The sequence below is a fragment of the Spirosoma rhododendri genome, from assembly GCF_012849055.1.
Classification (GTDB): Bacteria; Bacteroidota; Bacteroidia; order Cytophagales; family Spirosomataceae; genus Spirosoma; species Spirosoma rhododendri.
Genome location: NZ_CP051678.1, coordinates 18,558 through 41,963 on the forward strand (window position 1 = coordinate 18,558; position 23,406 = coordinate 41,963).

The 23,406-nt window shown below is 51.6% G+C and carries 21 protein-coding genes and 2 pseudogenes; 16 read left to right on the plus strand and 7 right to left on the minus strand.

Going from position 1 to position 23,406, the window contains the following annotated elements; genetic code table 11:
• Nucleotides 1–2: 2 nt before the first annotated feature.
• Nucleotides 3–2,587: pseudogene (locus HH216_RS24355) on the minus strand (TonB-dependent receptor domain-containing protein).
• Here HH216_RS24355 and HH216_RS24360 point away from each other — a divergent pair.
• The 5 genes from HH216_RS24360 to HH216_RS24380 all read left to right on the plus strand — a co-directional run bounded on the left by HH216_RS24360 (nt 2,571) and on the right by HH216_RS24380 (nt 6,483).
• On the plus strand, nt 2,571–3,737 hold the full coding sequence (locus tag HH216_RS24360; RefSeq protein WP_169553528.1) for a sensor histidine kinase: 1,167 nt from the start codon (nt 2,571–2,573) through the stop codon (nt 3,735–3,737). The pseudogene HH216_RS24355 and the gene HH216_RS24360 sit on opposite strands and share 17 nt — an antisense overlap.
• A gap of 272 nt (nt 3,738–4,009) precedes the next feature.
• Complete coding sequence (locus HH216_RS24365) at nt 4,010–4,402, plus strand: hypothetical protein (protein ID WP_169553529.1); 393 nt, start codon at nt 4,010–4,012, stop codon at nt 4,400–4,402.
• On the plus strand, nt 4,396–5,142 hold the full coding sequence (locus tag HH216_RS24370; protein ID WP_169553530.1) for an IS3 family transposase: 747 nt from the start codon (nt 4,396–4,398) through the stop codon (nt 5,140–5,142). The genes HH216_RS24365 and HH216_RS24370 overlap by 7 nt, the downstream gene beginning before the upstream one ends.
• Nucleotides 5,143–5,152: 10 nt before the next feature.
• Nucleotides 5,153–5,560, plus strand: coding sequence for a transposase (locus HH216_RS24375; RefSeq protein ID WP_169553531.1), 408 nt, complete (start codon nt 5,153–5,155; stop codon nt 5,558–5,560).
• Nucleotides 5,557–6,483 (plus strand): IS3 family transposase, encoded by a 927-nt coding sequence (locus HH216_RS24380; RefSeq protein WP_169553532.1) that lies wholly within the window; start codon nt 5,557–5,559, stop codon nt 6,481–6,483. The genes HH216_RS24375 and HH216_RS24380 overlap by 4 nt, the downstream gene beginning before the upstream one ends.
• A gap of 269 nt (nt 6,484–6,752) precedes the next feature.
• Here HH216_RS24380 and HH216_RS26365 read toward each other — a convergent pair.
• The 3 genes and pseudogenes from HH216_RS26365 to HH216_RS24395 form a co-directional block, all read right to left on the minus strand.
• A pseudogene (locus HH216_RS26365) lies at nt 6,753–8,375 on the minus strand (Na+/H+ antiporter).
• Between the two features lie 41 nt (nt 8,376–8,416).
• Nucleotides 8,417–8,656 carry a 3-oxoacyl-[acyl-carrier-protein] synthase III C-terminal domain-containing protein gene (locus tag HH216_RS26795; RefSeq protein ID WP_332871532.1) on the minus strand — a complete coding sequence of 80 codons (240 nt, stop codon included), beginning with the start codon at nt 8,654–8,656 and terminating at the stop codon, nt 8,417–8,419.
• Nucleotides 8,601–9,488: a 3-oxoacyl-ACP synthase III family protein gene (locus HH216_RS24395; RefSeq protein WP_332871533.1), complete on the minus strand. Its 888-nt coding sequence runs from the start codon at nt 9,486–9,488 to the stop codon at nt 8,601–8,603. The genes HH216_RS26795 and HH216_RS24395 overlap by 56 nt, the downstream gene beginning before the upstream one ends.
• Before the next feature lie 1,630 nt (nt 9,489–11,118).
• Here HH216_RS24395 and HH216_RS24400 point away from each other — a divergent pair.
• The 7 genes from HH216_RS24400 (at nt 11,119) to HH216_RS24430 (ending at nt 14,319) form a co-directional block, all read left to right on the plus strand.
• Nucleotides 11,119–11,268, plus strand: a complete 150-nt coding sequence (locus tag HH216_RS24400; RefSeq protein WP_169553535.1) for a hypothetical protein — start codon at nt 11,119–11,121, stop codon at nt 11,266–11,268.
• A 106-nt stretch (nt 11,269–11,374) separates the two neighbouring features.
• On the plus strand, nt 11,375–11,635 hold the full coding sequence (locus HH216_RS24405; protein ID WP_169553536.1) for a hypothetical protein: 261 nt from the start codon (nt 11,375–11,377) through the stop codon (nt 11,633–11,635).
• A 94-nt stretch (nt 11,636–11,729) separates the two neighbouring features.
• Nucleotides 11,730–11,948: a hypothetical protein gene (locus HH216_RS24410; RefSeq protein WP_169553537.1), complete on the plus strand. Its 219-nt coding sequence runs from the start codon at nt 11,730–11,732 to the stop codon at nt 11,946–11,948.
• 31 nt (nt 11,949–11,979) lie between these two features.
• Complete coding sequence (locus HH216_RS24415) at nt 11,980–12,165, plus strand: hypothetical protein (protein ID WP_169553538.1); 186 nt, start codon at nt 11,980–11,982, stop codon at nt 12,163–12,165.
• A gap of 50 nt (nt 12,166–12,215) precedes the next feature.
• Complete coding sequence (locus tag HH216_RS24420) at nt 12,216–12,455, plus strand: hypothetical protein (RefSeq protein WP_169553539.1); 240 nt, start codon at nt 12,216–12,218, stop codon at nt 12,453–12,455.
• A 33-nt stretch (nt 12,456–12,488) separates the two neighbouring features.
• Entirely contained in the window at nt 12,489–12,803 is a 315-nt protein-coding gene (locus tag HH216_RS26370; protein WP_254448883.1) for a hypothetical protein, read from the plus strand.
• Between the two features lie 490 nt (nt 12,804–13,293).
• Complete coding sequence (locus HH216_RS24430; RefSeq protein ID WP_169553540.1) at nt 13,294–14,319, plus strand: rod shape-determining protein; 1,026 nt, start codon at nt 13,294–13,296, stop codon at nt 14,317–14,319.
• A 311-nt stretch (nt 14,320–14,630) separates the two neighbouring features.
• Here the strand turns inward: HH216_RS24430 and HH216_RS24435 are convergent, their stop codons facing one another.
• The gene (locus HH216_RS24435; protein ID WP_169553541.1) at nt 14,631–17,366 is read right to left on the minus strand and encodes a PAS domain-containing sensor histidine kinase; all 2,736 of its coding nucleotides are present in this window, start codon (nt 17,364–17,366) and stop codon (nt 14,631–14,633) included.
• Between the two features lie 468 nt (nt 17,367–17,834).
• Here HH216_RS24435 and HH216_RS24440 point away from each other — a divergent pair, with 468 nt between their 5' ends.
• Both HH216_RS24440 and HH216_RS24445 read left to right on the plus strand, forming a co-directional pair.
• Entirely contained in the window at nt 17,835–18,026 is a 192-nt protein-coding gene (locus HH216_RS24440) for a hypothetical protein (RefSeq protein WP_169553542.1), read from the plus strand.
• A gap of 249 nt (nt 18,027–18,275) precedes the next feature.
• Nucleotides 18,276–18,476 carry a hypothetical protein gene (locus HH216_RS24445; protein ID WP_169553543.1) on the plus strand — a complete coding sequence of 67 codons (201 nt, stop codon included), beginning with the start codon at nt 18,276–18,278 and terminating at the stop codon, nt 18,474–18,476.
• Nucleotides 18,477–18,697: 221 nt separating this feature from the next.
• Here the strand turns inward: HH216_RS24445 and HH216_RS24450 are convergent, their stop codons facing one another.
• Nucleotides 18,698–19,681, minus strand: a complete 984-nt coding sequence (locus tag HH216_RS24450; protein WP_169553544.1) for a tyrosine-type recombinase/integrase — start codon at nt 19,679–19,681, stop codon at nt 18,698–18,700.
• A gap of 763 nt (nt 19,682–20,444) precedes the next feature.
• Here HH216_RS24450 and HH216_RS24455 point away from each other — a divergent pair.
• Together HH216_RS24455 and HH216_RS24460 are read left to right on the plus strand one after the other, a co-directional pair.
• Nucleotides 20,445–21,725, plus strand: a complete 1,281-nt coding sequence (locus tag HH216_RS24455) for a hypothetical protein (RefSeq protein ID WP_169553545.1) — start codon at nt 20,445–20,447, stop codon at nt 21,723–21,725.
• 12 nt (nt 21,726–21,737) lie between these two features.
• A complete protein-coding gene (locus HH216_RS24460; RefSeq protein ID WP_169553546.1) occupies nt 21,738–22,301 on the plus strand; it encodes a hypothetical protein in 564 nt (187 codons plus the stop codon).
• A gap of 361 nt (nt 22,302–22,662) precedes the next feature.
• Here the strand turns inward: HH216_RS24460 and HH216_RS24465 are convergent, their stop codons facing one another.
• Complete coding sequence (locus tag HH216_RS24465; protein WP_169553547.1) at nt 22,663–23,391, minus strand: head GIN domain-containing protein; 729 nt, start codon at nt 23,389–23,391, stop codon at nt 22,663–22,665.
• Nucleotides 23,392–23,406 lie beyond the last annotated feature (15 nt).

Here is a 23,406-nt window from a genome sequence, read left to right on the forward strand (position 1 = left end):
TCCTAGCGCATACGGTCCTTCTCGTCATCGTTGCCCAGTGTCGCGGGCCGGGCCATCTTAACGGTCTTTTTACCGAAACTATAGCTGAACGACACTTTGACGCGCTGGCTGTCATTGTAGCTCCGCATGGTGAAGTTCACCTGCCCGTAGTTCGATTCCAGTCGGCTGGCCATCGTCCGGAATACGTCGCTTACGTCGATCCGCAGGGTCGCCTGTTTGGCCAGCAGGGATTTCGTTACGCTCATCGATACACCCCAAAGCCTTTCTGGGTGAACAAGCCCGACCGGGCGGGCGACATGTAGTGCGCCGTCAGCTCGTATTTCCAGTCGCGGGGCAGGGTAATGATGTTCGACGACGTAGCCGTCACCCACAATCCGGTGGCCTGATAGCGGCTCAGTTCGTTAACGGGGCTGCTGGTGTAGTTGCCCATGCCCATCAGCGTGGTATTCGTCTGCCAGACTTTCGTTACGTTCTTGGCGTAGGTCGCGCCCAGATAAACCTCATGCCCGTGACGCAGATTATCCATCACCTGGGTGTAGACCAACGTGGCCGGATCAGCGCGTAGTACGGTGGTCATCTGATCGCGGATGTACGAATAGTTGGCGAACAGATTCAGACTGCCGAGCGAATAAACCGCGTCGAGCGTGTGGGCGAAGGACGGGCGAATCAGCGGATTCCCTTCGATGATCGTGTACGGGTCGATCAGGTTGCGGTAGGGAACTAGGCTGCTGAGGCTGGGACGGCTTATTTTCCGGCTAACCGTCACGCCCCACGAGTGTCCGTTCGACAGGCTTCGGTTCAGCCCCATACTGGGGAATAATCCCGCATAGCTGCGAGCCAGCGCCGATTGAGTCAGGTGCTGCTCGGTCCGTTCGACCCGTAGTCCAGCCTGCCACGACCAGCCGTGGCCAAACGAATGGCTCAGGTTCGAATACGCAGCGTAGGTATGCTCCTGATAGAGCCCCGCCTGACTGAAGGCCGGATCGAACTGGTACTGGCCGTCAACAAGGTTGTCCTGCCGAAGCGTGTTGTCATTGCGGATAAAGACGTACTTCGCGCCCAGGTCCAGCCGCCAGTTGCTGCCCAGCACGGGGGTACCGTAATCAAGCTGGCCGATCAGATTTCGTTGCTGATTCGGGTTCAGAATACGAAGCCGGGTCACCGGACCGCTGGCGACCTCATCCGCACCGATACGCTGATAGGTAATGAGTTGGGACGCGTCTACATCAACCAGTGACTCGGTCACCAGAACGGTCAGCTCCCTGGCTTTCGTCGGACCGAAGCTCGCTTTGTAGCTCAGGTTCAGGTCATAGACACTGGCCTGGTCCAGCCCGGCATTTTCCGTGCGGATCGTCGAGTCAACGAGCGGTGCGGCTATAGACCGGGTACGGGTGTCGGTATTCCGATTGTCCCGGCGCCAGTTGCCATTCAGCCGCAGACTCAGCACGTGCTGGGGGTTAAAAGCATAGTCGAGACTTAGATTCGTCGCCAGTGAGCGGTAGCGGTTGAGGGTAATCAGGTTATTCTGCTGCGTAATACCGGGGAACGTCCGGTTCAGGTCCTGAGTCGAATACGATGTCGAGGGCAGGGTAGCGTTGAGACTGCCGAACACCGTCCATTTCCCCTGCCGGTACGTCAGCGACCCATTGGCCGACGAACGACTATATTGGCCCTGCGAATACGTCAGCGTCGAGCGGCCATTGATGCCCTGCTCCCGGCTCTTTTTGGTGATGATGTTGACGACCCCGTCCACCGTCGCGTCGTAGCGGGCCGACGGGTTGGTGATGACTTCGATGCGGACAATATCTTCGGCCGAGAAGGTTTGCAGAAAACTGGCCAGACTCCCCTGCCCCAGCTGCCGCCCATCGACCAGCACCAACACGTTGGCCTTATTGCCCACGCTGATCGTTCCGCCGTCGTAGCGGACGCGGGGGATGTACCGGAGTAGGTCTTCCGCTTTGTTGCCGCGTGTAATCACGCTGCCTTCTACGGTCAGCACGATCCGATCGGCCTGCTGACTAACCAGGGATTGCGGTGCCTTTACGGTGACTTCGGCCAGGTTACGGGCGCTGGCGTCCAGAGTCAGCACCCCCAGGTCAATCGTTGGTGTATCCGCGTTTAGCGTCAGCACGGCCGAATACCGGTCGTTGTACCCCACGGCGCTGATCCGGGCGCGGTACGTTCCCGATGCGAGTTTATCCATTCGGAAGCGCCCGGCTTCATCGGTGATGGCCCCTTTGACGATTGATGAATCAGCGGATTGCAACAGGGCTACACTGGCGTACAGCATGGGTTGATTGGCGGTATCTGTGACCCGGCCGGTTAGCTGGTGCTGGGCGAGGGTCTGTAGGGAGAGAAGGAACAGAAAAAAGGTCAGACGTGCGTTCATGGGGTAATTTGTGCTGCGTGATTGATGAGGCAAACCTACCCTTACCCCATCGGCAGGCCCAGTTAATTCGGTGAACCCGCTGTTCTTTTCGATCAACCTTTCTCGCTCATGTTCATCGAAAAAATGGGCAGGTTGGTCGAAAAAAGGGGGACCAATCCCGCGAACACGCGATGTTTGACCCATGAAATTTCCCCGCATCCAACAACCCTTTCTTACCACGTCAGCCCGTGGGATACTGGCGCACGCCGTCGTTGTTGTCACCCTGTACGTGCTGGTCAATGCCGACGGGCTGGCGGTCAATCTGCGTTACCGCTACGACGGCATCGGGCAATGGTTCACGTACGGGCAGTTCGGGTTGCAGTTGGGTATTTACTATAGTTGGGGGTACTGGCTTTTTCCCCGCTACCTCTACCGGTTCCAGCCACTGCCGCTGCTCGGTCTGGTGCTACTCACCTACATCAGTGCCTATCTGGCTAACTATGCCGGTTTCGCCTGGCTTCATCAGACCGTAGGCTTCCCCGATACGGTTTCTTCGTCGTTGCCCCGTTCAAGTTTATGGTTGAACCTGACCGCTATGTGGCACCGGATGGAGCGACACGGCCCACTTGGCCTGTTTACCAATGTGTCCTTATTTGGCTGGAACTTCCTGCTCTCGTTTGCTTATCCAGCCTTACTGCTGGCGATCAAGGCGCTGTACGACAACATGGCCGCCCAGATCAGCAACGCTCAGCTGAAACAGCAAAACGTACAGCTGGAACTGGGCTACCTGAAATCGCAGATCAACCCTCATTTTCTGTTCAACGTACTCAACAGCGTGTACGCCCTGACGGAAGAGGATTGCCCGCCAGCCGCACAGCTGGTCCATCAGTTGTCCGGCCTGATGCAGTATACCCTATACGAAACGGCCGAGCCGACCGTACCGCTGCAAAAGGAGCTTCAGTTTATCCGGGATTATATCGCCCTGGAAAAAACCCGGACGGGCAACCGGGTTGATCTTCAGCTATCGCTGCCCGACACCATTGACGAAACCCGTCACATTGTCCCGTTTGTGCTGATTCCTTTCGTGGAGAACGCCTTCAAGCACGGGGTTCAACGCAGTGCGCGCAAATCCTGGGTCCGGTTAGCGGTAGTAGTCGATGAGGCTGGCCTGCAATTGACTATCAGTAACAGTAAACCCGCCAGGCCGGAAGCCAGCGTCGGTGGATTGGGGCTGACCAACGTGAGAAAGCGGCTGGATTTATTGTACCCGGACCATACGCTTCGCATCACCAGCAAGCCGGATGAGTACCAGGTCGATCTGAGGCTTCCGGTTATGGTAGTCACTAAGGGCGCCAATGCAGTGGCATGAGTGGGTAGTGACACGGCTACTTTTGCCCATTCGACAGTAGACATAGACGTTAATGATAGGCAGAAATGCGATCCATGGCCCATCAGCTATTTGGCGTGCTATCGTCCTGCTGGTTGCTGGTCAATCCTGCCTGGGTAGCGTATACTTTCTCTTTGTATGAGCCAACTGCTAGCCCTTGGGGGTGCCTTGTTCAGGATCAACACCCTATTGACTTGTCCTGAAAAATGTTGACCATTAACAATCAACTTATGGACAGACTTGTTAGACTACGTATGAAAAAGCCAACCGGTGTCGTACGGCAGATCGTCGCCCAAATTCTACTGGGCGAACTCAACATTGACCAAGCCGCTGAGCGCTTGAAAATCAATTGTCAGCTGGTACAACACTGGGTCGAAAAGATTGAAGATGAGGTTGACGCCAGTAAGCGGCCGGCTCCAATCGACACAAGTCCACCGCCCCAACCGACATCAGTTCCTCAGCGCACCCGGAAGAAGAAAGAACCAGAAGTAGATGAGCTGCGAGCTAAAGTCCAGGCTCTTGAAGAACAACTGGAGGTAGCCAACTTCAAAGCGCTCTATTACTCAACCTTAGTCCGAGTGGCTAAATACGAACTGGGGGTGGACGTCGAAAAAAAGTCCGTTACCAAGCCATCCGGTTCATGTTGACGAATCATCCCACTATCTCAATTCGTCAGCTAGAGGGTGTGCTTGGCTTTACCCGGCAGGGCTACTACCAATATTGGCAACGGCAGACTGAGCAACAGGACGATCTTAACGTGCTACGGTTAGTGAGACCGATTCGGCGGGATCATCCCCGCATTGGTGGCCGTAAGCTCTACAGTTTGTTGCAGAAAGACTTTTTGGAAAGGGGAATAAAGCTAGGCCGGGATGGGTTCTTCGAGCTTTTAGCTCGGAATAAGATGCTGATTCGCCAGCGTCGACGACGCGTAAAGACCACTTTCTCGGGTCATCGCCTGCGCAAATACCCTAATCTAATTAAAGAACTAGTTCCAGACCGGCCTAACCAACTGTGGGTAGCTGACATCACGTATTGGTTTACGCAGTACGGCTGTCTGTACATTTCACTGGTAACAGACGCCTATTCCAAACGCATCATGGGCTACTGCGTTGGCCCCACGTTGGCAACGGCTTACTGCCGGGAAGCCCTGCAAATGGCCCTCAAGAAGGTCAATAAACGAACGGCCAAAGCGCTGATTCATCACTCGGATCGGGGCATTCAGTATTGCAGCACAACTTATACTGGGTTGCTGGATGATTATCAAGTTCAGATCAGCATGACTGAGACGGGTGACCCTTTGGAGAATCCCGTTGCCGAACGCGTCAATGGCATCATTAAAAACGAATATTTAGCTCATCTGTCTCGTCCTGAAATAGCTTTACATTAAGCTCATCAGGATGACCAATAACAGGAGGAGAAAAACGACCGCTGGCATCGGAAACCGACGGCCTTATCAGCGTCTAACCGAAGCCCAGAAGCGAAACATTGTTGGTGAAGTCAACCAAGGGCTGATTGGCATACGAGCCGCCTGTCGCAAGTATGGACTCAACCGTAATACATTGAGAAGTTGGCGGGTTGAGCTTTCTTTGCTAACGCCGGAGGAAACTCTCCCTACCGAGCTATCACCCGACATGACTGATCCGCAACCTAATTCAACATTGAGTCGGCAAGTCAAAGCGTTGACCAAAGCCCTCGCCCAGGCCCAACTCAAGATCAGTGGTTATCAGACCATGATCGAAGTAGCTGAGGACAAATTGAAAATTAAAATCCGAAAAAAGTCTGGTACCAAACGGTCAAACGAATGAAGCAAAGTCATCCTCACGTGAGCCTGGAGGAGCTTTGTGACCTGTTTGGTGTGACGCGTCAGGCCTATTATGAAGCGGCCGTTCAGGAGAAGAAAACGAGCGTCGCCCATATGCTCGTGCTTCGATTGGTCAGCGATCTACGCCGAGATATGCCCTTACTGGGCACCCGTAAGCTGTTTTACTTATTGCAACCCGAACTGGAACAACACCAGATTAAAATGGGACGAGATCAACTGTTTGATTTGCTGGGCTTTCATGGCCTATTGATTCGTCGGCGCAAACGGATGGTCAAGACAACGGACTCCTACCACTGGCTGAAGAAGTACCCGAATCGGATCAAGGACATAATCGTAGATGGGCCAGAACAATTATGGGTCAGCGACATAACATACATTAGGACTGTTAATGGCTTCAGCTACCTGAGCCTCGTCACCGATGCCTACTCCCGTAAGGTGGTTGGTTTCAGTCTCTATCCAACGCTGGAAGCGGTGGGTTGCGTACTAGCCTTGAAAATGGCGCTTAAAAATCGAAAGCGGGGTTCAGGGCCTACCTTAATTCATCATTCTGACCGGGGCATTCAATACTGTTCGGCAGATTACATTGCTCTGTTAGAAGCCGATCAGATTGCCATCAGTATGACCCAATCGGGCAGTCCTTATGATAATGCGCTGGCAGAGCGGGTGAACGGCATTATCAAGAATGAGTTCTTCTCCCAGAAAATACACCAAAACCACCAGCAAGCGGAGGAAGAAATTGCCCGGGCCGTTGCTCATTATAATCAGAAGAGGCCCCATGCCAGTGTGGATTACTTAACCCCCGAGTCAGCTCATCTCCAAATCGGGATACTCAAAAAACGGTGGAAGTCGTACCGTCGCCGACCATCCGCGAAGCAGAACGAGCCAACGGAATCGGTAATAGACTGAGAGTCTGATGAGTTAGCGAAAGGGGATAAAACAGGGAAATTACGTGAGTAGTCTTCGCGCCAGCAAGGGGGTATATTGTGGGGTAGTTAGTGTCAAACAGTTTCAGGATTAATTATCGAAAACTGTAAGGTTTTTCCAGGACGAGACATATACTAATACTAAACAAAAGGTATCACCACGTAGCTTCGCCAATATGGCAAAACGGACCAGGTTTGATATCGTCAGTAGCCATTACTTCACGCGTTATAGACCTGAATCAGCCGGGTTGCTCACCCTGGGGCCGCTTGCTCAGAGGCATCCAGCCGGGCCATCGCCAGATCAATCCGTCGTTCTGCCGTTCGCAATACCTCATCACTAAAGTGCTTCTCGGTTGCCAGTGCCACCAGCAGCGTCTGCTGGTAATGGCCCAGCGCGCGCTCGGCAGCCCACTGCTGATTCACCAATCCCTGATCCGTAACCAAGTCTGGAGCCGAGTACGTCTGGTAGAGCGTTGCGTCCAGTTCATGCACCAAAGCCCGGTAGCGCCGGACCAAGGTTTGTTTGAGCTCGCCCCGTAAGTCCAACGGAAAGTCGTTTTCCAGATATGCCAGTGATCGACTGGCCAGCAGTAGCTCCAGGGCCTGATCCGTTCGGGCCTGATCGGTTTGCGGGGGCAACCCTAACAGGCGAATGAGTAGCGGTAAACTCATCCCCTGAAGCACCAGCGTGACTAAAATGACCACAAACGATAAGAACAGAATCAGCGGGCGTTGAACAAACCCCTGACCCGAACTCAACGTCAGAGGCAGGGCCAGCGCGGTCGCCAGCGAGAGGACGCCCCGGGTGCCGGTCCAGGCTACAATCAGTACGTTCCGCCAGTCTACGGCAGTAGCCCGATCATCCGTATCCGAAGCGGTTGACCAGCCCAGCAGGCGTGGGTAGTAGGTGCTGAAAAACACCCATAAGATGCGAATCAGAATGGTAACAACGCTGACCGTAACGCTGTACAGGAGCAACTGATTGGTCGTATACCCGTGCAGATCGGCTACAATGGCCGGTAGCTGCAGGCCAATCAGGAGAAAGACCAGGCCTTCGAGCAAAAAAATAAGGGTGTCCCATACCGCCCGGGATTCCAGGCGTGCCTGCGGTAACAGGACTTCCGGTGCCTAACGGGTAATAAATAGCCCCGCGCTGACGACAGCCAGAATACCCGAGGTATGTGCGTGTTCAGCGGCCAAATAGGCAACATAAGGCGCCAGTAAGAGCAGGCTGGTTTGACTGGTAGCGCTGCCGATTCGACGGAGCAGTAGGGTTACTAACCAGCCCAGCAAACCACCAATCAACAGTCCGCCCCCGGCCACCAGCGCAAATTGTAGACTGGCCTCCCACAGCACGAAATGGCCCGTCAGTACTGCCCCCACAGCGTAGCGGTAGGCAATTAGCGCGGAGGCATCGTTGAGCAGGCTTTCGCCTTCCAGAATGGCAATCACGCGTTTGCTCAGGCCCAGGCCTTTGATAATGCTATTGGCCGCTACCGCGTCAGGGGGCGAGACAATGGCCCCCAACACAAAGGCCATCGGCCAGCTAAAGTGGGGAATAACGTAATGAGCCGCCAGGGCCACGGCGCTGGTGGTAAAAAAGACCAGCGTAACGGCCAGGGTAGTAATGGGGCGAATGGATCGGGTAAATTCCTGCCAGGCTGTTTTAGAGGCGGCCTGATAGAGCAGCGGTGGAAGGAAAATAACGAAGGTGACCTCCGGATCAAGAGCCAGATCAGGCAAAAATGGGACGAAACCAATCAACAGCCCGGTACCCACCAGTAAAACCGGGTAAGGCACCTTAATTTTATGGGTGATCGTCGACAGCCCGATCAGCACCGCCAGCATAAAGACAACTGTTTCAACGTGGACCATATGTCGCCAGTTTGGATGATGAATACGGCCGATCCGCTGCGTTAGAACCGATACACCAGGGCATTGATATTCATACCGGCCCCCACCGAGGCCAGCACAATCGTGTCGCCCGCTACAAGCCGTTGATTCGTTAATTGCCCCCGGTAAACCAGGTCCAGTAACGTGGGTAAGGTTGCCACTGAGCTGTTGCCCAGCCAACCAATCGTCATGGGCATCAGAGCCCGATCAGGACGCCCATAGTCGTACAATTGGAAGAGCCGCTCCAGCAGGGCTACGTTCATTTTGTGGTTGGCCTGATGGTAGTAGTACCTTGCTCACGTTTGCCAGCTCCAGGCCCGCTTTAGTCAGGGCGGTTTGGATGATTGCCGGCACATGGTGCAAGGCAAACTCGTAAAGTTTACGCCCGTTCATTTTCAGAAATCGGTCGGGGCTTACTACGGGCTGCGGGGCATAGCCGGGTCCCATGCCAAGCAACCCGGCGTACTCGTAGGCGTGGGTCTGGGTATGATGCGCTAGGATGCCCGCTGACCCGGCGGGAGCCGCTTCCAGCAGGACGGCTCCACTGCCATCACTGGACAATAAGGAATCCCGATCGGCAGGATCAATCACCCGCGACAGGGTTTCGGCACCGATCACCAGGCAACGCCGGGCCTCCCCGGAGCGAATGTAGTAGTTGGCCTGAATAAGGGCTTCCAGCCAGCCCGGGCAGCCAAAAACCAGATCATAGGCGACACAATTGGGGTTGTGAATGCCTAAGCCGGCTTTGATACGGCTGGCCACTGAAGGCACCATCGTCACGCGATTGCTCTCGACCGCTACATCACCGAAGTTGTGCGCCACAATCAGATAATCCAGCGTTTCGGGATCAATACCCGCGCTGGTCAGGGCCTGTTCGGCGGCTAGTAAACCCAGCTCAGAAGCCTGCTGATCTGGACGGGCATAGCGCCGTTCAGCGATGCCGGTGATGGCCTCAAACTGCTGTAAAAGGACCGCGGGCTCGGTGGCAATGGCCTCCCCCAGGGGTGTAAAAAACTGAGCCCCCAAAAAATCCTGGTTTTTGACGACGGTATCGGGGATGTAGCTACCCGTAGCGATGATAACGGATTGAATCATTGATCAGTGTTTACAGGCGAGCGTTCGATGACCACCAAGCGTCAATCTAGTGATCTACCTTTGCTTAGTACCAGTTCGTAACAACCCCTTTCTTGCCCTTCCCCCGATTGGTCCCAGGACGCAGCCTGGGACCAATCGGGGGAAGGGCAAGAAAGGGGCTCGATCGCTTACGATTTAGTTGGAAGCGGGGTATCCTGTTTGGTCAACCCGCTTGTGAGCAGGAGCACGACCGTCAATCGTGGTGGCCGGTAGCTGCTGAACAGGAGGCTGAATTCGATCCGATGTAGGCGGATTTTCTCGGCCAGGGGATACAAATGTCCAGTGTAGGGCATCTGCTGAACAGTTGTCGTGCTTCAGCGTAGCCTCGGTTGGCGACTCGTTCTGAGCTAGTCCCCTGCCGAGTTGATAAGCTTCCTGGGCCGTAATTGATTCGGAAGCGGGTTGGGCGGGGATGGACTGCGCCTGAGACGTAGTGGTAACCAAACCGGTAGCTACTAAGAATAATATAAAAAATGTTGATTGACTATTCATTGGATGGTCCGCCACTAGAGGAGGATATACAGTCAACAGGTCCTACTAAAAAATAGTTACAAACAACTGATAACTAACATATTAACGAAACTTCATTGTCACCTATAAGCCCTAGTAATTATGCCTTTCCTTATGTATCCCTCTGTGAACGTGCTCTAACAGGCTGATCACCGAGTATGAAAAACACAATTTATTGACTGTCGGCCGCCGACCGTTGGTCTTGCTCCTGGCCTTGATTCTTTACCGTTTTAGAAACCGGGGTGAATGCTAGTGTTAATAGAGCTACCTTGCGTAAATGCATACGCTAACTGAATCGGAACGGTATTATAACGACTGGCACTTTACCAGTTACCCAAGCGGTACGGCCTATAATCAACTGACCGCTCAGCAGCAACACTATATGCGGCAAGGGGCCGGCTATTCACTTTGGCGAGCGAGTCAGGTAGCCTGGCCCTTTCAGCGGGCTTTCTGGCAGCGAAGAAATACATGAGTTGATCCGCGCCGTACTGATCAGGCAGCGAGACTGCCGATTAAACGCTACTTCAGGCGCACACGTCCAGGGTTTGTTACCTTGACTGAACTAATACGACAGCATCTAGCTTATGAATCGTATCTCGTTGACAGCTGCTTGATTCGACTGGTTGTCATGATCAGTTAAGCTGTCCACCCCAATGAGGCAACGGACTGATGTACGTGCTCCCCACTTCCTGTCAACGTCTGCTGTTGATTGATCTCCGAAACGCTACAAGCTAGCAATTATTAGTTCCTTCGCCAGCCAGCGATTGCTGCTGTCCGCTACGTAGCCACAACGCTACAGGTGGGAGTTGATCTCAACGCTCATAAAGGAAGCTAGCAAACAACTCACGAAAGACCGCCACCCTGGCGGACAAGCAGGTAAGCGGCTTGTCCGGTAGCCTGTTTTGGTGGGGCAAACGACCGCTTTTCTGGAACAAAAGGCTGACATTGTACGGCCGGGATGGCGCTGTCGCAGCGCTCATCTGTAGCCAAACCGGCCAAGAAAAAAGGTCGTTAACTACCTCACCAGACTACAGAGTAGGCTCTACTTCTGTATTAATCACCTAAGCTAACTGTGACTCTCATGGCTAATCAAGACAAGAAAAACAAGAACGTCAAAAAAGCGCCGACCAAGTCTGTCAAGACGAGCGGTCTGGCTAGCATACCCGCTTACCTACGCCGGGAAGCGGCCTTTACGGCGGCTCACCCGACTGATAAGAAACCGAACAAGTAAGCTAACGGCTTCCATAAACGCCGGTGTCTATCCTAGGGAGTTCGACAACGCTCCTGTCAGCCCGCTCAGATTGCTCGCTCAGTTCTCCGCTAATCGATATAAGCCCATGCCTAATCCGCTGCTTGGTAGCACCGCCCCCGCCGATAGTACGCTGATCCGCCACCATCTGGACCATCACCAGACCCGGTTGGTTGTCTTCGATGATCACGATCCGCATCGATTGCCATCGCTAAAGGCTTATGCCAGCGAGGGGTATCTGCCGACAAAACGATCCATTCGGCATAAAGTGATCCACACCTTGCTGGGGGACGAGACCCAGCTGACAGAACATCAGTTGGCTGACCTGCGGCTTTACCAGGGTTTATAACCCGCCCTTTCATTACCAACAGCTGTCGTAACAGCCTCTGGGTCAGCACTCCTATCCTTACCAATTGCCTTTACAACCGAAGTTTTTCGTTCTGATGACTCATACACTACTGATTATTACTGGCTACGGCTCGGTGAGTCCCAAGGCCTGGAAACGAGGCTACCTCGACGTAAGTGAGCCCGAAGCGAGACGACGGTTTCTGGCCAACTATCCCAGTGCGCGGGACATCAGTTTACAAGCAGTTGTGTTTGCCGACGAACTAACCATCAGCTCGAACAGCTTGATTGCCTCCGCTTCGAGCCTGGTACTGTAGCAGATAATGGACCCGTTTTACTCCTTCTCTTATGAACTACCCCGCTAATCCAATCCCGGCCAAACTACGTCAGCTGTTACCGACGGCACGCATTCCCGCTCACAAGCAGCCTTATTTGCTACAGGGCAGCCCGGATACCATCTTATATCTGACGCTTAGTCAAGCCAGTAACCGCCGTGATCTGATTGCCCAGTTCTCGGCTATCGCCCCCTGTTAGGGGGCCACTAGGCTGCTGTTCAGCATCCAACAATCGTATTTCAACTGACCATGAGTTACGCGACCCGAATGAATTTTAATCAACTTTTTACCGTCGACGGTCCGGTAATGACCCCCAACCGGTTGGTTAACATCATGGGTGTTTTCCGGGGTGGTGCTGAGATGAGCATGAGCCATAATTCGATCAACGGTGTTGACCTGTTGAGCTGGCAGGGGAAGGATTTGTTGGTAGAAGTACGCCAGTTTGCTGGTCAAGAAGAGCACTATATACTGGGTCTGGCCGTGCAATAGCCTGATCGCATGTTTGTTTACTCTTGCGCGCTAATGCCAGCGCTGCGGTTAAGTGCCTGCAAACCAATCAATCCCGCCGACTCTGAAGAGGGCTACAGACAAACCTCACGTCATGACGAAAAAGTTACTTTAGACGGCCCGCCAGTGGCCCACTCATTGATGAAGACGTACACCGAAATACCTGATACCAGTGATAACGAGTATTGGCAGATTAAGCCCAACGATGGTCAGATCCGAAGCACAACCTTTATCCCACGCGATAAGGAGCTGCATCAACAACTTAAAGTTTTAGCCTGGGCTATCATTCAGGCCGCTCAGCCCCGCCGAAAACGTAATGCCAAAGACTAACTGATTGTAATGACCCGGTTCATGCTGGCGAATTGGTCGTGCACGGGGTGGGCAGGCTCAGTAAGGGACTGAGTTCGCCCAGCTCACAGCGCCGGGATTGATACAGTTCCAGCGCTTATCACAGTGCTTATTTCTGGTAGCAGGCCAACCTGGTCCTGATCGACCGCGATGATCGCTTTAGTTAGCCCCCGGAAAACCGAGGCAGCCTGTAGTGGCCACACCCTGCCAGGTATGAACGGGGGTTTGTGTCGACGCAAACCTGCCTGACCTCTAAGCAAGCCCTGCTCAGTGACGGGTGCATGATTGATTGACTCGTTGACGAGCGCGTTGGCACATCCGCTCCCTTTGTTTTTTGGCTTGGTAAAGACCCCTAAAAACGATCCGACTGCCCGTGACAGGGTACCATCCGTCTTTAGCTCATCGTCGTAACTACCCGCTGGTATGGGCCAGACCGCCTAGGTAACGCGCTCATTAACTTCTTCCCGCTACCATGCGTTTAGCTAATTTTTTTACCAGCGACATTGCCATTGACCTGGGTACGGCCAATACATTGATCATGTACAATGGTCGCATCTTGGTAGATGAACCATCCATCATTGCCCTCGACCAACGAACTGGTAAAGTGCTGGCCATCGGCAATCAAGCTATGCAAATGCAGGGCAAGACTAACGAGCATATTAAAACCATTCGCCCCCTGAAAGATGGGGTGATTGCCGACTTCACTGCCGCTGAGTTATTGATCCGGGGCTTAGTGAAACTACTCCCCACAGGTAATACCCTGTTCAAAGCCTCCCATCGGATGGTGGTTTGCATTCCGTCGGGCATTACAGAGGTGGAAAAACGAGCTGTTAAGGATTCGTGTGAACATGCTGGGGCCAGAGACGTGTATATGGTGTACGAACCCCTGGCGGCCGCTGTGGGCATCGGTATTGACATCGCACAGCCTACGGGCACCATGATCATTGACATCGGTGGGGGCACCACCGAAATTGCCGTCATTGCCTTATCGGGCATCGTTTGTGAACAATCCATCCACATTGCGGGCGATGTTTTTACCCGGGACATCGTCGATTATATGCGTCGGGAACACAATCTGTTGATTGGGGAGCGGTCGGGGGAAGCAATAAAAGTGCACGTCGGTTCGGCGTTGCCTGAGTTGATTAGTCCCCCGGCGGATTATCAGATCCGGGGTCGGGATCTGATGACGGGCATCCCCAAAGAAATTAAGGTAACGTATGGGGAAATCGCCTACTGCCTCGATCGATCGATTGCCAAGATTGAGGAAGCCACGTTAAAAGTGCTGGAAATGGCGCCCCCCGAATTATCAGCTGATATTTATACTAATGGTATTCACCTGACGGGTGGTGGGGCGCTGTTACATGGGTTAGGAGAGCGCTTATCGGTCAAAACCCACTTGCCGGTCCAAGTGGCCGATGACCCCCTACGCGCTGTGGTGAGAGGGACGGGGGCGTTCCTGCAGGATTTGGTCCGATATGAGTCAGTCCTGATTCGGTAAACTGAAGTTGACGGGGTTACTAAACCGGGAAAGTTGGGACTGTTTCCTTCCTGGGTTTGGGCCGTCTGCTGTGCCTTGAGTAGGAATAGATAACCAGATAAAGTAAAGCTTACGCGCTGGGCTAAGCGTCAACGGGGCCAATTGATTTGGCTAGCGGCTGGCGTTCCGTAAAGGACCGATTAAACGCAATCAGCCGTATGCGATATCTCTTTCGTTTCGTATAGGAGCGGATTGTGAGACTGAAGCAAATTGGCATTTACCAGTGAGGTCCGAGTTGACTTTTACCCCTCTCCACGAATACGAACCCCTCACTAGGCCGGCAAATACACGCAGAACGTGGCTCCTTCGCCGGGCGTACTGTTGGCCGTAATACCACCCCCATGATTCTCCACCACCCGCTGACAAATCGCCAGCCCGACGCCCGTTCCGGCAAACTCATCTCTACCATGCAGGCGCTGAAAGACCTGGAAGATGCGGTCTAGATACTTGGTATCAAAACCCACCCCCTGGTCGCTCACGCTGATCTGGTGATAAAAGGGCGTCTCCCGGTTAGGTCTTACTTCGGGCGGCAATTCACCCATTTGGCGGCAAAAGTACTCCACCTTTATCTGCGGAGGCTGCCCCTGGGGGGTAAACTTGAGGGCATTACTGAGTAAATTCTGAAACAACTGACCCAACTGCGAAGGATCCCCATTGACAATGGGTAACTCAGCCGTCTGAAGCTGGGCCTGACGCTGCTCAATCTCTAGCGAGAGTGTCTCCACTACGTTCGCCATGACTGCGTTTAACGAGATGGGGCCAAAGATTTGCTGGCGTGTGGCAATGCGCGAATAGCTTAACAAGTCTTTGATCTGGCCCGACATGCGGGCCGCTGCGCCCGTAATTCGTTGAAGGTACGTTCTGCCTAGGTCGGTGAGCTGGCCTTCAGCCTGCTGTTCCAGAAGGGTACTAAAGGATTGAATCTTGCGTAGGGGCTCCTGCAGATCATGGCTGGCCACATAAGCAAACTGTTGCAAATTGTCGTTGGAACGCTTCAGGTCCTGGTTGGCTAGCAGCAGGTCCTGGGTACGCTCGTGTACCTGGCTTTCCAGAGTCAGTTGGAGGGCCCGGATGGCCGTAATGTCGCGGCTAAAGCCCTGAAGTAAGGCGGGCTTGCCAGCTGAGTCAAAATACATTTGACCCACTGAGTGTAATAAGTAGACCCGACCCGTAGTAACGTTTTTCAGCCGGTATTCCACATCAAGCTTGCCGCCTGATTCGACCGAATAGGCTCGGCTAAAGGCTGCGTTAAAAGCGGGGAGATCATCTGGATCAATAGCCGCCACTGCAGCGGGTAACGTTAAGGGGTCAGGGCTACCAACCCACTCGTTGACCAGCGGTGAAAACTCAGCCTTTTGCGTGGTAACGTCAATTTTCCAGATGCCTAGCTGGGCTAAATCGACGGCGTTCTGCACCGATTGCTGGCCCTGCTCAACTTGCTGATGCAGTAAAAACTCCTGGGTTACATCAAGGGCTAAGTCCATGATGGCATACACCCTGCCATCGGCATCGTGAATGGGCTGATAGGTAAAGTCAAAGTAGTGGGTTTTCAACTCCCCGTCCATCACTAGATCCGCCCGCATCCCGTGGCCCGTATAGGCCACCCCGGTCGCGTAAACCTGATCAAGAAGCGCTGGAAATGGCTGGCCGACTAATTCGGGCAGAGCTTCGATCAGCGGTTTGCCCAGCACGGAAGCACCTTTGCCCCACACGGCAATCATCAGCTCGTTGGCCATCTCGATTCGCAGATCCCGACCCACAAACAGGCCAATGGCTACGGGGGACTGTTCGATCAGGGATCGGAAACGGGCTTCACTGGCTTGAAGGGATTCCCGGGCCTGGATCTGCTCACTGATATCCACGGCCAACACAATTACCCCCAGCACCTCCCCGGCCTCGTTTCGGTGAGGGGTGTAGGTAATATCCAGCCACCGCTCCCCGGCTAAGGGCGCAGGTCCCTGCATCTCGTAGCGTACCGGATTACCCCCGTACGCCACGGCCAGATAAGGCGCTACGACCTGGTAAGCCTTCTCCCCCAGAAACTCGCGTACCGTCTGGCCAATCACCTGGGTTCTGTCCACGCCAAACCAGTCCATAAAGGTTCGATTATAGGATTGGTAACGCTGCTGCTGGTCCAGATAAAAGATCATTGAGGGCACGGTGTCGCTTAACAGGTTCAGCTTGGCTTCGCTGGCTTCCACCTGCTGGCGGGCCACCACCTGGGAGGTCACCTCGGTGGCGATCATCAGGATGGCTGAGGGGAGATCATCGCTCAGCCAATGGGGCTGGTAGGTAAAGGTAAAGTATGCCGTCTCCAGGCGCCCCTGACGAATGAGCTGGGCGGGTACTTCCTGAGCGGTGTAGGGCTGTCCGCTGGTCAGAACGCCCCGCAGCAGCGTATCAAAGCCCAGCCCCCGGACTTCGGGAATGACCTCGAAGAGGGTCCTGCCCACCAGTTGTTCCGGTGAGCGGCCCACGATTTGGCCGTAGAAGGGGTTGGCCGAGCGAAACGTCAGCTCTTCACCACTTATGGTGGCAATGCCTACCGGGGCCTGTTCAAATTGGGTCAACAACTGCTGCTGGGTACGTTCCAGCTGCTGGCGGCCTAGCACTTGCTCGGTGACGTCCTGGGCCATACCGCCAAATCGCGTCAGTTCACCCGATGAGGAGAAATAGCTCCGGCCCCAAAAGCGGACCCAGCGCAGCTGAGCATCATCCACACCCAGGGTACGGTAGGTCTGATCAAACACCCCATCGGATAGGGGATTGATGGCCCAGGCAACGGCCTGATCGACCCGCTGTTTATCCTGGGGATGGATGTGCTCAATGGCCTGCTCATAGGGCATGCTGTGGCTTTCTGAGATGCCAAACAAGGCCTGGGCTCGTCCATCCCAGTTCAGCAGTCCTGTAACGGGGTCATAGTCCCAGACGCCAAGTCCAGCGGCCTGGAGGGCAAATTGAAGGTAAAGATGGTGGACAGGATTGGGGCTGGATTGCTGCTCAGTCATGGCTAGTGCGTCATGAATTGAGGAGCAAAAATAGAAAAATTGGTCAAATCTGAATCGATTCCCAAGCCGTTGATTAGGTTAAGCAGCGTCTTAAACTAAGCTGTTGTCAGCCAGAGCCAGGTGTTTAATAAGTGTCTTGCCAAACGCCCGTTTATACGAGTCAATGAATTCCTAACGCCCATGATCATAGCTCGCCATGTAGTCGATTCTCAAATTGCCATCTCATTATTCAACGTCTCTTTTTCGGCGATGAATTAAGTTTGTGAAACAGAGGTCGCTCCGTTTGTAGCGTTTCACATTTATTAAACGTCTGTTCAATAAATGTGAACTGGTTATGTGGGAATGAGTGTAGACTTTTCGAAGGACCGTTATAAACAGGTTGCAGAACATTGACAGCGTTCCTAGGCTTGGCTGTTCAGCGAGTCGTGTGTCTCGGGGCTACCTTTGAAGGCTAATTAACTGTTCATCATGGCCGCCCTGTTGTTCAAAGCCCAACTCATCAATCAGGACCAGGAAGTGAAAGCGGAGTTGGCCCGCATTCTGTTCGGGGTTGACTCTGTAGAGGATAAGGAGAAAGCGTTTCGCGTCATCTGCCAAACCGTTTATCCAAATCTTCGCATCCGGGAGCCCTTGAGTATTTCGCCAGCCAATCCAGGCTGAACTCTACCCGGCTACTCAGCCAAGCCTGGATTCGTCAATGTAGTCGACATCGCTACAGTGGGTGAGCAGCGTAAGCTTAATTTTAGAGCCGGTCAAAACTTGTAAGTAGGCCCCAAAAGCCGACATTTGTCAGGCGTCAATACCTTACTTATGGAGGGATTAAATCAGTATCTAATTGACCATATAGTTTGGTTAAGTTGGTTGGATTACGTTGATACGGTTATACTGACTGCTTTCGCCGGTTATGGTTTGTACCGTATCGATAGTAAAATCAATCCGCTGGTTCGGCAGATTGAGGAGTTGACCCAAACCAACCGCCAGCAGCAGGACCTGATCGATTCGCAGACTGACGAGTTGTTCGACTTACGCCAACAGGTGCAGGAACTGGGGTACCAGCACCGGGAGGTGACCGAACTGTTTAGCGAGCGCAACCGGTACCGCGATAACTGATGCCGCGCCGTTCGATGACTACCCGAATCGAAGTAAGCTAGCTATCGACCGTGAGCGGTTCGGCTGTGGCCAAAAGCTTCTGGTAGTTCGTTTAGAAGACAACCTCCAAGCCTGTATCAACCAAAGCGGATAAATATGAAGGTCACATTATTAACTCTGTCACAAAAGACCTTCGCTTGATCGATTGTTTAGCCGAGCTAACGGTTTGATCCGATTATTAACTAAAGACCTAGTTTACCCGAGGCATTGTGTTTGCGAATATTGCGTCGTCGGTCATAGCGCTGGATCATGGTCGTAGTGCGATGCTTAGTCTGATTCATCACCTCCAGATCGTCCGCCCCGTTGGCTTTGGCCACAGTCACGAAACTGGCCCGCAGGGAGTGGGCGGTAAAGGACTCGCCCAGCTGCTGCTGGACCAACACGTTTACCCACTCATCCGACAGTCGGGCCTGGGTCACTCGTTCCCCTTTCCGAATACGAACGAACAACGGTCCCTGCTCCCGATCAATCACGGCTAACCACTGTTGTAGTGCCCCGATGGGACAATACTCAGGTTCATTGGCGTAGGCCACGGCTTTTTCCTCGATTTCCCCGAATTGATTGGTTTTCGAGCGGTGTAGCCGGATGACCAGGCCAGCGTCATCAATCAGCAGGTGATTCACGTCGAGGCTAGCCAATTCACTCCGTCGAAACGCGCCGGTAAAGCCCAGCAGAAGAATGGCCCGGTTACGTATTCCCGTGGGCGTGTGGGGCAAGCTATCGATGGCCTGCCGCAACTGCTTGACCGAAAAGTCCGGTGCCTGCTTCTGGCGCGCGGTCTTCTTCAGCTTGACGCCTTTCATGAAGACCTTGAACTGCTCGTCGGTGGTGGGTGATGGCACGTTGTGCTGGCGGTGCAGCTTAGCCAGGCTGGCCAGGTGGCGCTGAATGGTAAAGAACGAGCGTGTCCGTCCCAGGAAGGTGACGTACTCAACCAGGGCCACGGCCGACAGGGGTGTTAGCGGATAGCTATTGTGCTCACACCAGTCGCTGTACTGGCGGATGTCAGTGGTAAAGGCCCGTTGCGAGTTGGCGGATCCTTGCAGGCCCGCCCGCAGATACTCGCGGGCTTCCCCATGGAGCTGCTCGTCGACGCGTAATGACAGGCGCTGCTCTTGGGCCAGCGTAATCGTTACGGCATTGGGATCAGTGGCGGGTTGCTTCATGGGAAAGGGGAACGAGCAGCAGCGGACAAAAAGGGGCCAACTTGACTTGTTTTGACAAAGATAGGGTTACTCGCGATAAGTGGGTTTTATCACAAGTAATAAAAAGTATACCTAAGAATTAATATTGTTTTTCTACACCATCGGTAAATTCATTGACCGACTGTGAAACATGTTCCACGATTGTGTCTACAACAGTTACTATGGCGTTACCATAAGCAATAAAAAAGCCTCACCCATTGATTGAGTGAAGCTGCTGAATCATAACAGATAGAAAGGCGGTAGAAGGAGCCGCTTATTGTAAAGATTGAAACATAGTGAGCCTAGTTTTCTCATTTTTTGGGCGCAGCAGATTACACCGGCGTTTTCTAAACGAGCGACTGAAAACAGCCATAAGCTACTCTACCAAGAGCCGATTTAGGAATTAGCAACCGAAAAAGCTTATTTAGCCATTGGCTTACGCCTGCTGGGCTTTCCCAAGTAAGGTGCCTTGGGCGGAACAATCTTAGCCGTCAATGCTAACTTGTAGCCGGTGATACCTTCCTGATAGGCGAAAGGCTTTAGGGTAAAGCTGTACTTATCAATTTTATTTACCGTAAACTCACCTAGTATTTGAATATAAATTTTCACCATATTAATTTATATTCAGACCCCACAACACAGGAAGAAACTCTTATTGTATTAAGTGATGTTGCCAAAATGAAACTTCGTTTATGAAAAAAATTTTGATAAAAGAGCTCTTTTACTATTCTAAAGCGTTAATGATATGTACGATTTAAAAGCGACAATTGCTAATTACAATCCTACAGTGGAGAAATTAAAATCTAAATTTCGCTACTGGCATATAGAAGCTTTATTAAACCAAGCAGCAGATCTAGTTGAAAAGTGTATTCAAGAATTAAAAGAATATAATGCTCTTAATTACGCATTCAATCAACTGCTTATCGAAATAGAAGTAGAAGAAAAAGCCCTTGAGCTTGACAGGGTTCGTTTGGAAGATGGTTACTTTAATCGGGAAGAAAGACTTGCTGATATGAAATTAACTTTCTTTGATAAGTCTATAAAAGATTTTGATATGTCTCTTGCCGAGGCACAAAAGCTTCATAATTATCAGACTAATGAGGGTCAGGGTGCTGCCGGTTGGACACGAGCTGGTCAAAATTTGAATGAGAAGGAAATTGAGTATTATTCAAGGGTTGTTGAAGAAGATTTAATCATGTTACAACGAAAATGGGCTAGGCATGAAGTCGATTATAATATTCAATCCTTCCGAGATCGTTATGATGCCCTAGAAAAGAAAAAGAGTTTTGTAGCCGAGGGTATGCCGTTTGCTATAGACAGACAGAGAGATGAGGTTGCAAAAAGAGTGTCTAGAAATTACGTAGATGCATTAGATCGTTCTAAGGTCACTGAACAAGGTTTAGAAATAATATACGGTTATAACGAAAAAATTCCTACAGATAATTTTGATAATAAACCTACTGATCAACTTGTCACATCTCTGGCGATCTGGATTCGTAACGCAATTGAATTTATTGTAGCTTATCAACAAAGGGAGCAAGGGTTCACACGAGTTGTTTCGGTTCGCTCATTGCTAAGCAACCAAGAATGGATAGATCTTGAAAAACATGATGTTCTTTTGCGTATTCCTACATACTATTTTGAAAACCATGACAATGTAAGAATACGTGGTATAGGAGCGTCGATTGTCGGTAATGCAGGTAAGATTCCTTGGACCATTAAAATTAAAGTTCCAAACAGTGCGCTTTACACCAGAGAATTAAACGAGATTAGAGTCGATCAATCAGATCTACCAATGTGTTTGTTAGGTCGTGTAGAGAATCGATCATCTCCCAATCCAATTGAGATATGTGGTATGACTTCGTTAATAAACTCAAGCCCTATAGGAATAGATCCAATGGAACATGTAGATAATAAAAGTAAGTGGTTAATAAAAATTAATGACTCTGCTAATCACAATGAGAAATTTAGTGATATTGACGACATACTTTTAGAACTTATTTTGGTGGGCATACCTAAAAATTAAATTTATTTCATCATGAATAAAGGTCTTCGTGCTACAATCGGTACACATGATATAAGTGGGGGATTTGTAAATTTGTCAAACCCTCATAATAATATTGGTACAGGGGTTGCTGATGCAATTGAAATAATAAAAGAATATAATTCAATGCTAAGAGATATTTCAGAAGTTGGTCGCTTGGTAGAATTGACTAATTTGAAAAATTATTTGGAGCAACGTTTGCCAAGCGGACAGGAAGCGCAACTGTACGTCAGTGATTTCCAAGTTGGTAAGGGTTTTAATGAAGTTAGAGTAATAGCGGTCAATCAGTATAGTATCGTAAATGATGATAAAGTTACATTACAACGTCCAATGATAATTAAATTAATTGGTAAAGCTGATAATTTTTCAACGCATCAAAGTATTCGTGCCCGACCTACTAGCATTTCTATGAGTAATGAAGTGAACTCTTTTAATTCACCTCAACAACAAAAAACTAATAGTCGAGAAGATGGAATAAGAATTGAGCCAAGGCGCATTGATCATATGGGTAAGGCAGAGCGAGATTTTTATGAGCATCCTGATCGCCGAATAGCATGAGTTAAGATCAGGATGGCAATGACTTGATACATAAATCACTAAATATGAAGATTAAACTATGTGTAAATAATAGGGGGAGCTACCTAATATACATTAGTTGTAAAGGTCATCTTCAATGTAATACAGATTAACACAGTAAGGATGGAAACACTGGTTGAAATACCCGTTCGAAGAAAAGACAACGAAAATTCTTTTTGTTATTCGAGTCAAGATCGCTCCCGAGCCATTTTATGAACCAATTCGACACCACTCTTATGTGGACTTATCTGCCTGTAATTTAGGAAATTACGAGTCGATCAAACTCGTTGAATGTACTAATTATTTAAATAGCGCTGAGTTCTCGTAAAGTAAAAATTGAGCCTCATGGCACATGCTTGATTGTCGACAAGCCCCCCGCTCGCTGCCTATCAATAACCGGACTACCCGAGTACGTTATTACGCTGACACCGTCTGCCGAGGCCGACAAATTTTCGGTTACATCCACGGTAGCATGACTGGCACCGTTCAGTGTCAAATCGGCTTTGGCAATGCGTAGCTGTTCGGCATAAACACGACTCGCTCCGTCTAGTTGGAAGTCAGCCTTCTGCGCTTTCCCCCGAAGCGTTACCGACGAAGCCGCCTGTAGCCTGACGGTGAGTTGCTGCACGTCGAGATCGGCCGTTAGTCGGCTGGCTTCGTTGAGCGAGACGGTAAGCTGATCCGCGACAACCGGTACGTCTGCGGTAATCGTGCAGGCAGTGTTGGCCTGAATCGACCGCAAGGCAGCCCGGTGAATGGTTACCGTAACGGGTTTGGTGTCGTTGAATTTGGCCTTGCGTGACAGACCAATGCGCAGTTCACCGCTATTAACGGCAATTTCTACGTAGGGCAAGACATTGTCTTCGCCTTCGAGAACCACCGTTCCGGGCGCTCCTTCGGCAATGTGTACCTTTATCGTAAAGTCGACCAGTAACCGGTCGTAGCTGGCTACCGTGCGGGTTTCCTCGATGGTTTTTCCGCTACCAACGATACCGCCACTGGTACGCTGGGCGAGCAAAGGCGCGCTGAAAAGCAGCAGGCTCAGTAACAGCAGGACGCGAGTGTTTTTCATAACAGCACTGGTTTT

What these genes read in the sequence shown, in the direction of transcription:
- HH216_RS24360 (WP_169553528.1), top strand. Translation starts at nt 2,571, where the DNA reads ATGAAATTTCCCCGCATCCAACAACCCTTTCTTACCACGTCAGCCCGT.
- HH216_RS24365 (WP_169553529.1), top strand. Translation starts at nt 4,010, where the DNA reads ATGAAAAAGCCAACCGGTGTCGTACGGCAGATCGTCGCCCAAATTCTA.
- HH216_RS24370 (WP_169553530.1), top strand. Translation starts at nt 4,396, where the DNA reads ATGTTGACGAATCATCCCACTATCTCAATTCGTCAGCTAGAGGGTGTG.
- HH216_RS24375 (WP_169553531.1), top strand. Translation starts at nt 5,153, where the DNA reads ATGACCAATAACAGGAGGAGAAAAACGACCGCTGGCATCGGAAACCGA.
- HH216_RS24380 (WP_169553532.1), top strand. Translation starts at nt 5,557, where the DNA reads ATGAAGCAAAGTCATCCTCACGTGAGCCTGGAGGAGCTTTGTGACCTG.
- HH216_RS26795 (WP_332871532.1), bottom strand. Translation starts at nt 8,656, where the DNA reads ATGAACGTAGCCCTGCTGGAGCGGCTCTTCCAATTGTACGACTATGGG.
- HH216_RS24395 (WP_332871533.1), bottom strand. Translation starts at nt 9,488, where the DNA reads ATGATTCAATCCGTTATCATCGCTACGGGTAGCTACATCCCCGATACC.
- HH216_RS24400 (WP_169553535.1), top strand. Translation starts at nt 11,119, where the DNA reads ATGGCTAATCAAGACAAGAAAAACAAGAACGTCAAAAAAGCGCCGACC.
- HH216_RS24405 (WP_169553536.1), top strand. Translation starts at nt 11,375, where the DNA reads ATGCCTAATCCGCTGCTTGGTAGCACCGCCCCCGCCGATAGTACGCTG.
- HH216_RS24410 (WP_169553537.1), top strand. Translation starts at nt 11,730, where the DNA reads ATGACTCATACACTACTGATTATTACTGGCTACGGCTCGGTGAGTCCC.
- HH216_RS24415 (WP_169553538.1), top strand. Translation starts at nt 11,980, where the DNA reads ATGAACTACCCCGCTAATCCAATCCCGGCCAAACTACGTCAGCTGTTA.
- HH216_RS24420 (WP_169553539.1), top strand. Translation starts at nt 12,216, where the DNA reads ATGAGTTACGCGACCCGAATGAATTTTAATCAACTTTTTACCGTCGAC.
- HH216_RS26370 (WP_254448883.1), top strand. Translation starts at nt 12,489, where the DNA reads ATGCCAGCGCTGCGGTTAAGTGCCTGCAAACCAATCAATCCCGCCGAC.
- HH216_RS24430 (WP_169553540.1), top strand. Translation starts at nt 13,294, where the DNA reads ATGCGTTTAGCTAATTTTTTTACCAGCGACATTGCCATTGACCTGGGT.
- HH216_RS24435 (WP_169553541.1), bottom strand. Translation starts at nt 17,366, where the DNA reads ATGACTGAGCAGCAATCCAGCCCCAATCCTGTCCACCATCTTTACCTT.
- HH216_RS24440 (WP_169553542.1), top strand. Translation starts at nt 17,835, where the DNA reads ATGGCCGCCCTGTTGTTCAAAGCCCAACTCATCAATCAGGACCAGGAA.
- HH216_RS24450 (WP_169553544.1), bottom strand. Translation starts at nt 19,681, where the DNA reads ATGAAGCAACCCGCCACTGATCCCAATGCCGTAACGATTACGCTGGCC.
- HH216_RS24455 (WP_169553545.1), top strand. Translation starts at nt 20,445, where the DNA reads ATGTACGATTTAAAAGCGACAATTGCTAATTACAATCCTACAGTGGAG.
- HH216_RS24460 (WP_169553546.1), top strand. Translation starts at nt 21,738, where the DNA reads ATGAATAAAGGTCTTCGTGCTACAATCGGTACACATGATATAAGTGGG.
- HH216_RS24465 (WP_169553547.1), bottom strand. Translation starts at nt 23,391, where the DNA reads ATGAAAAACACTCGCGTCCTGCTGTTACTGAGCCTGCTGCTTTTCAGC.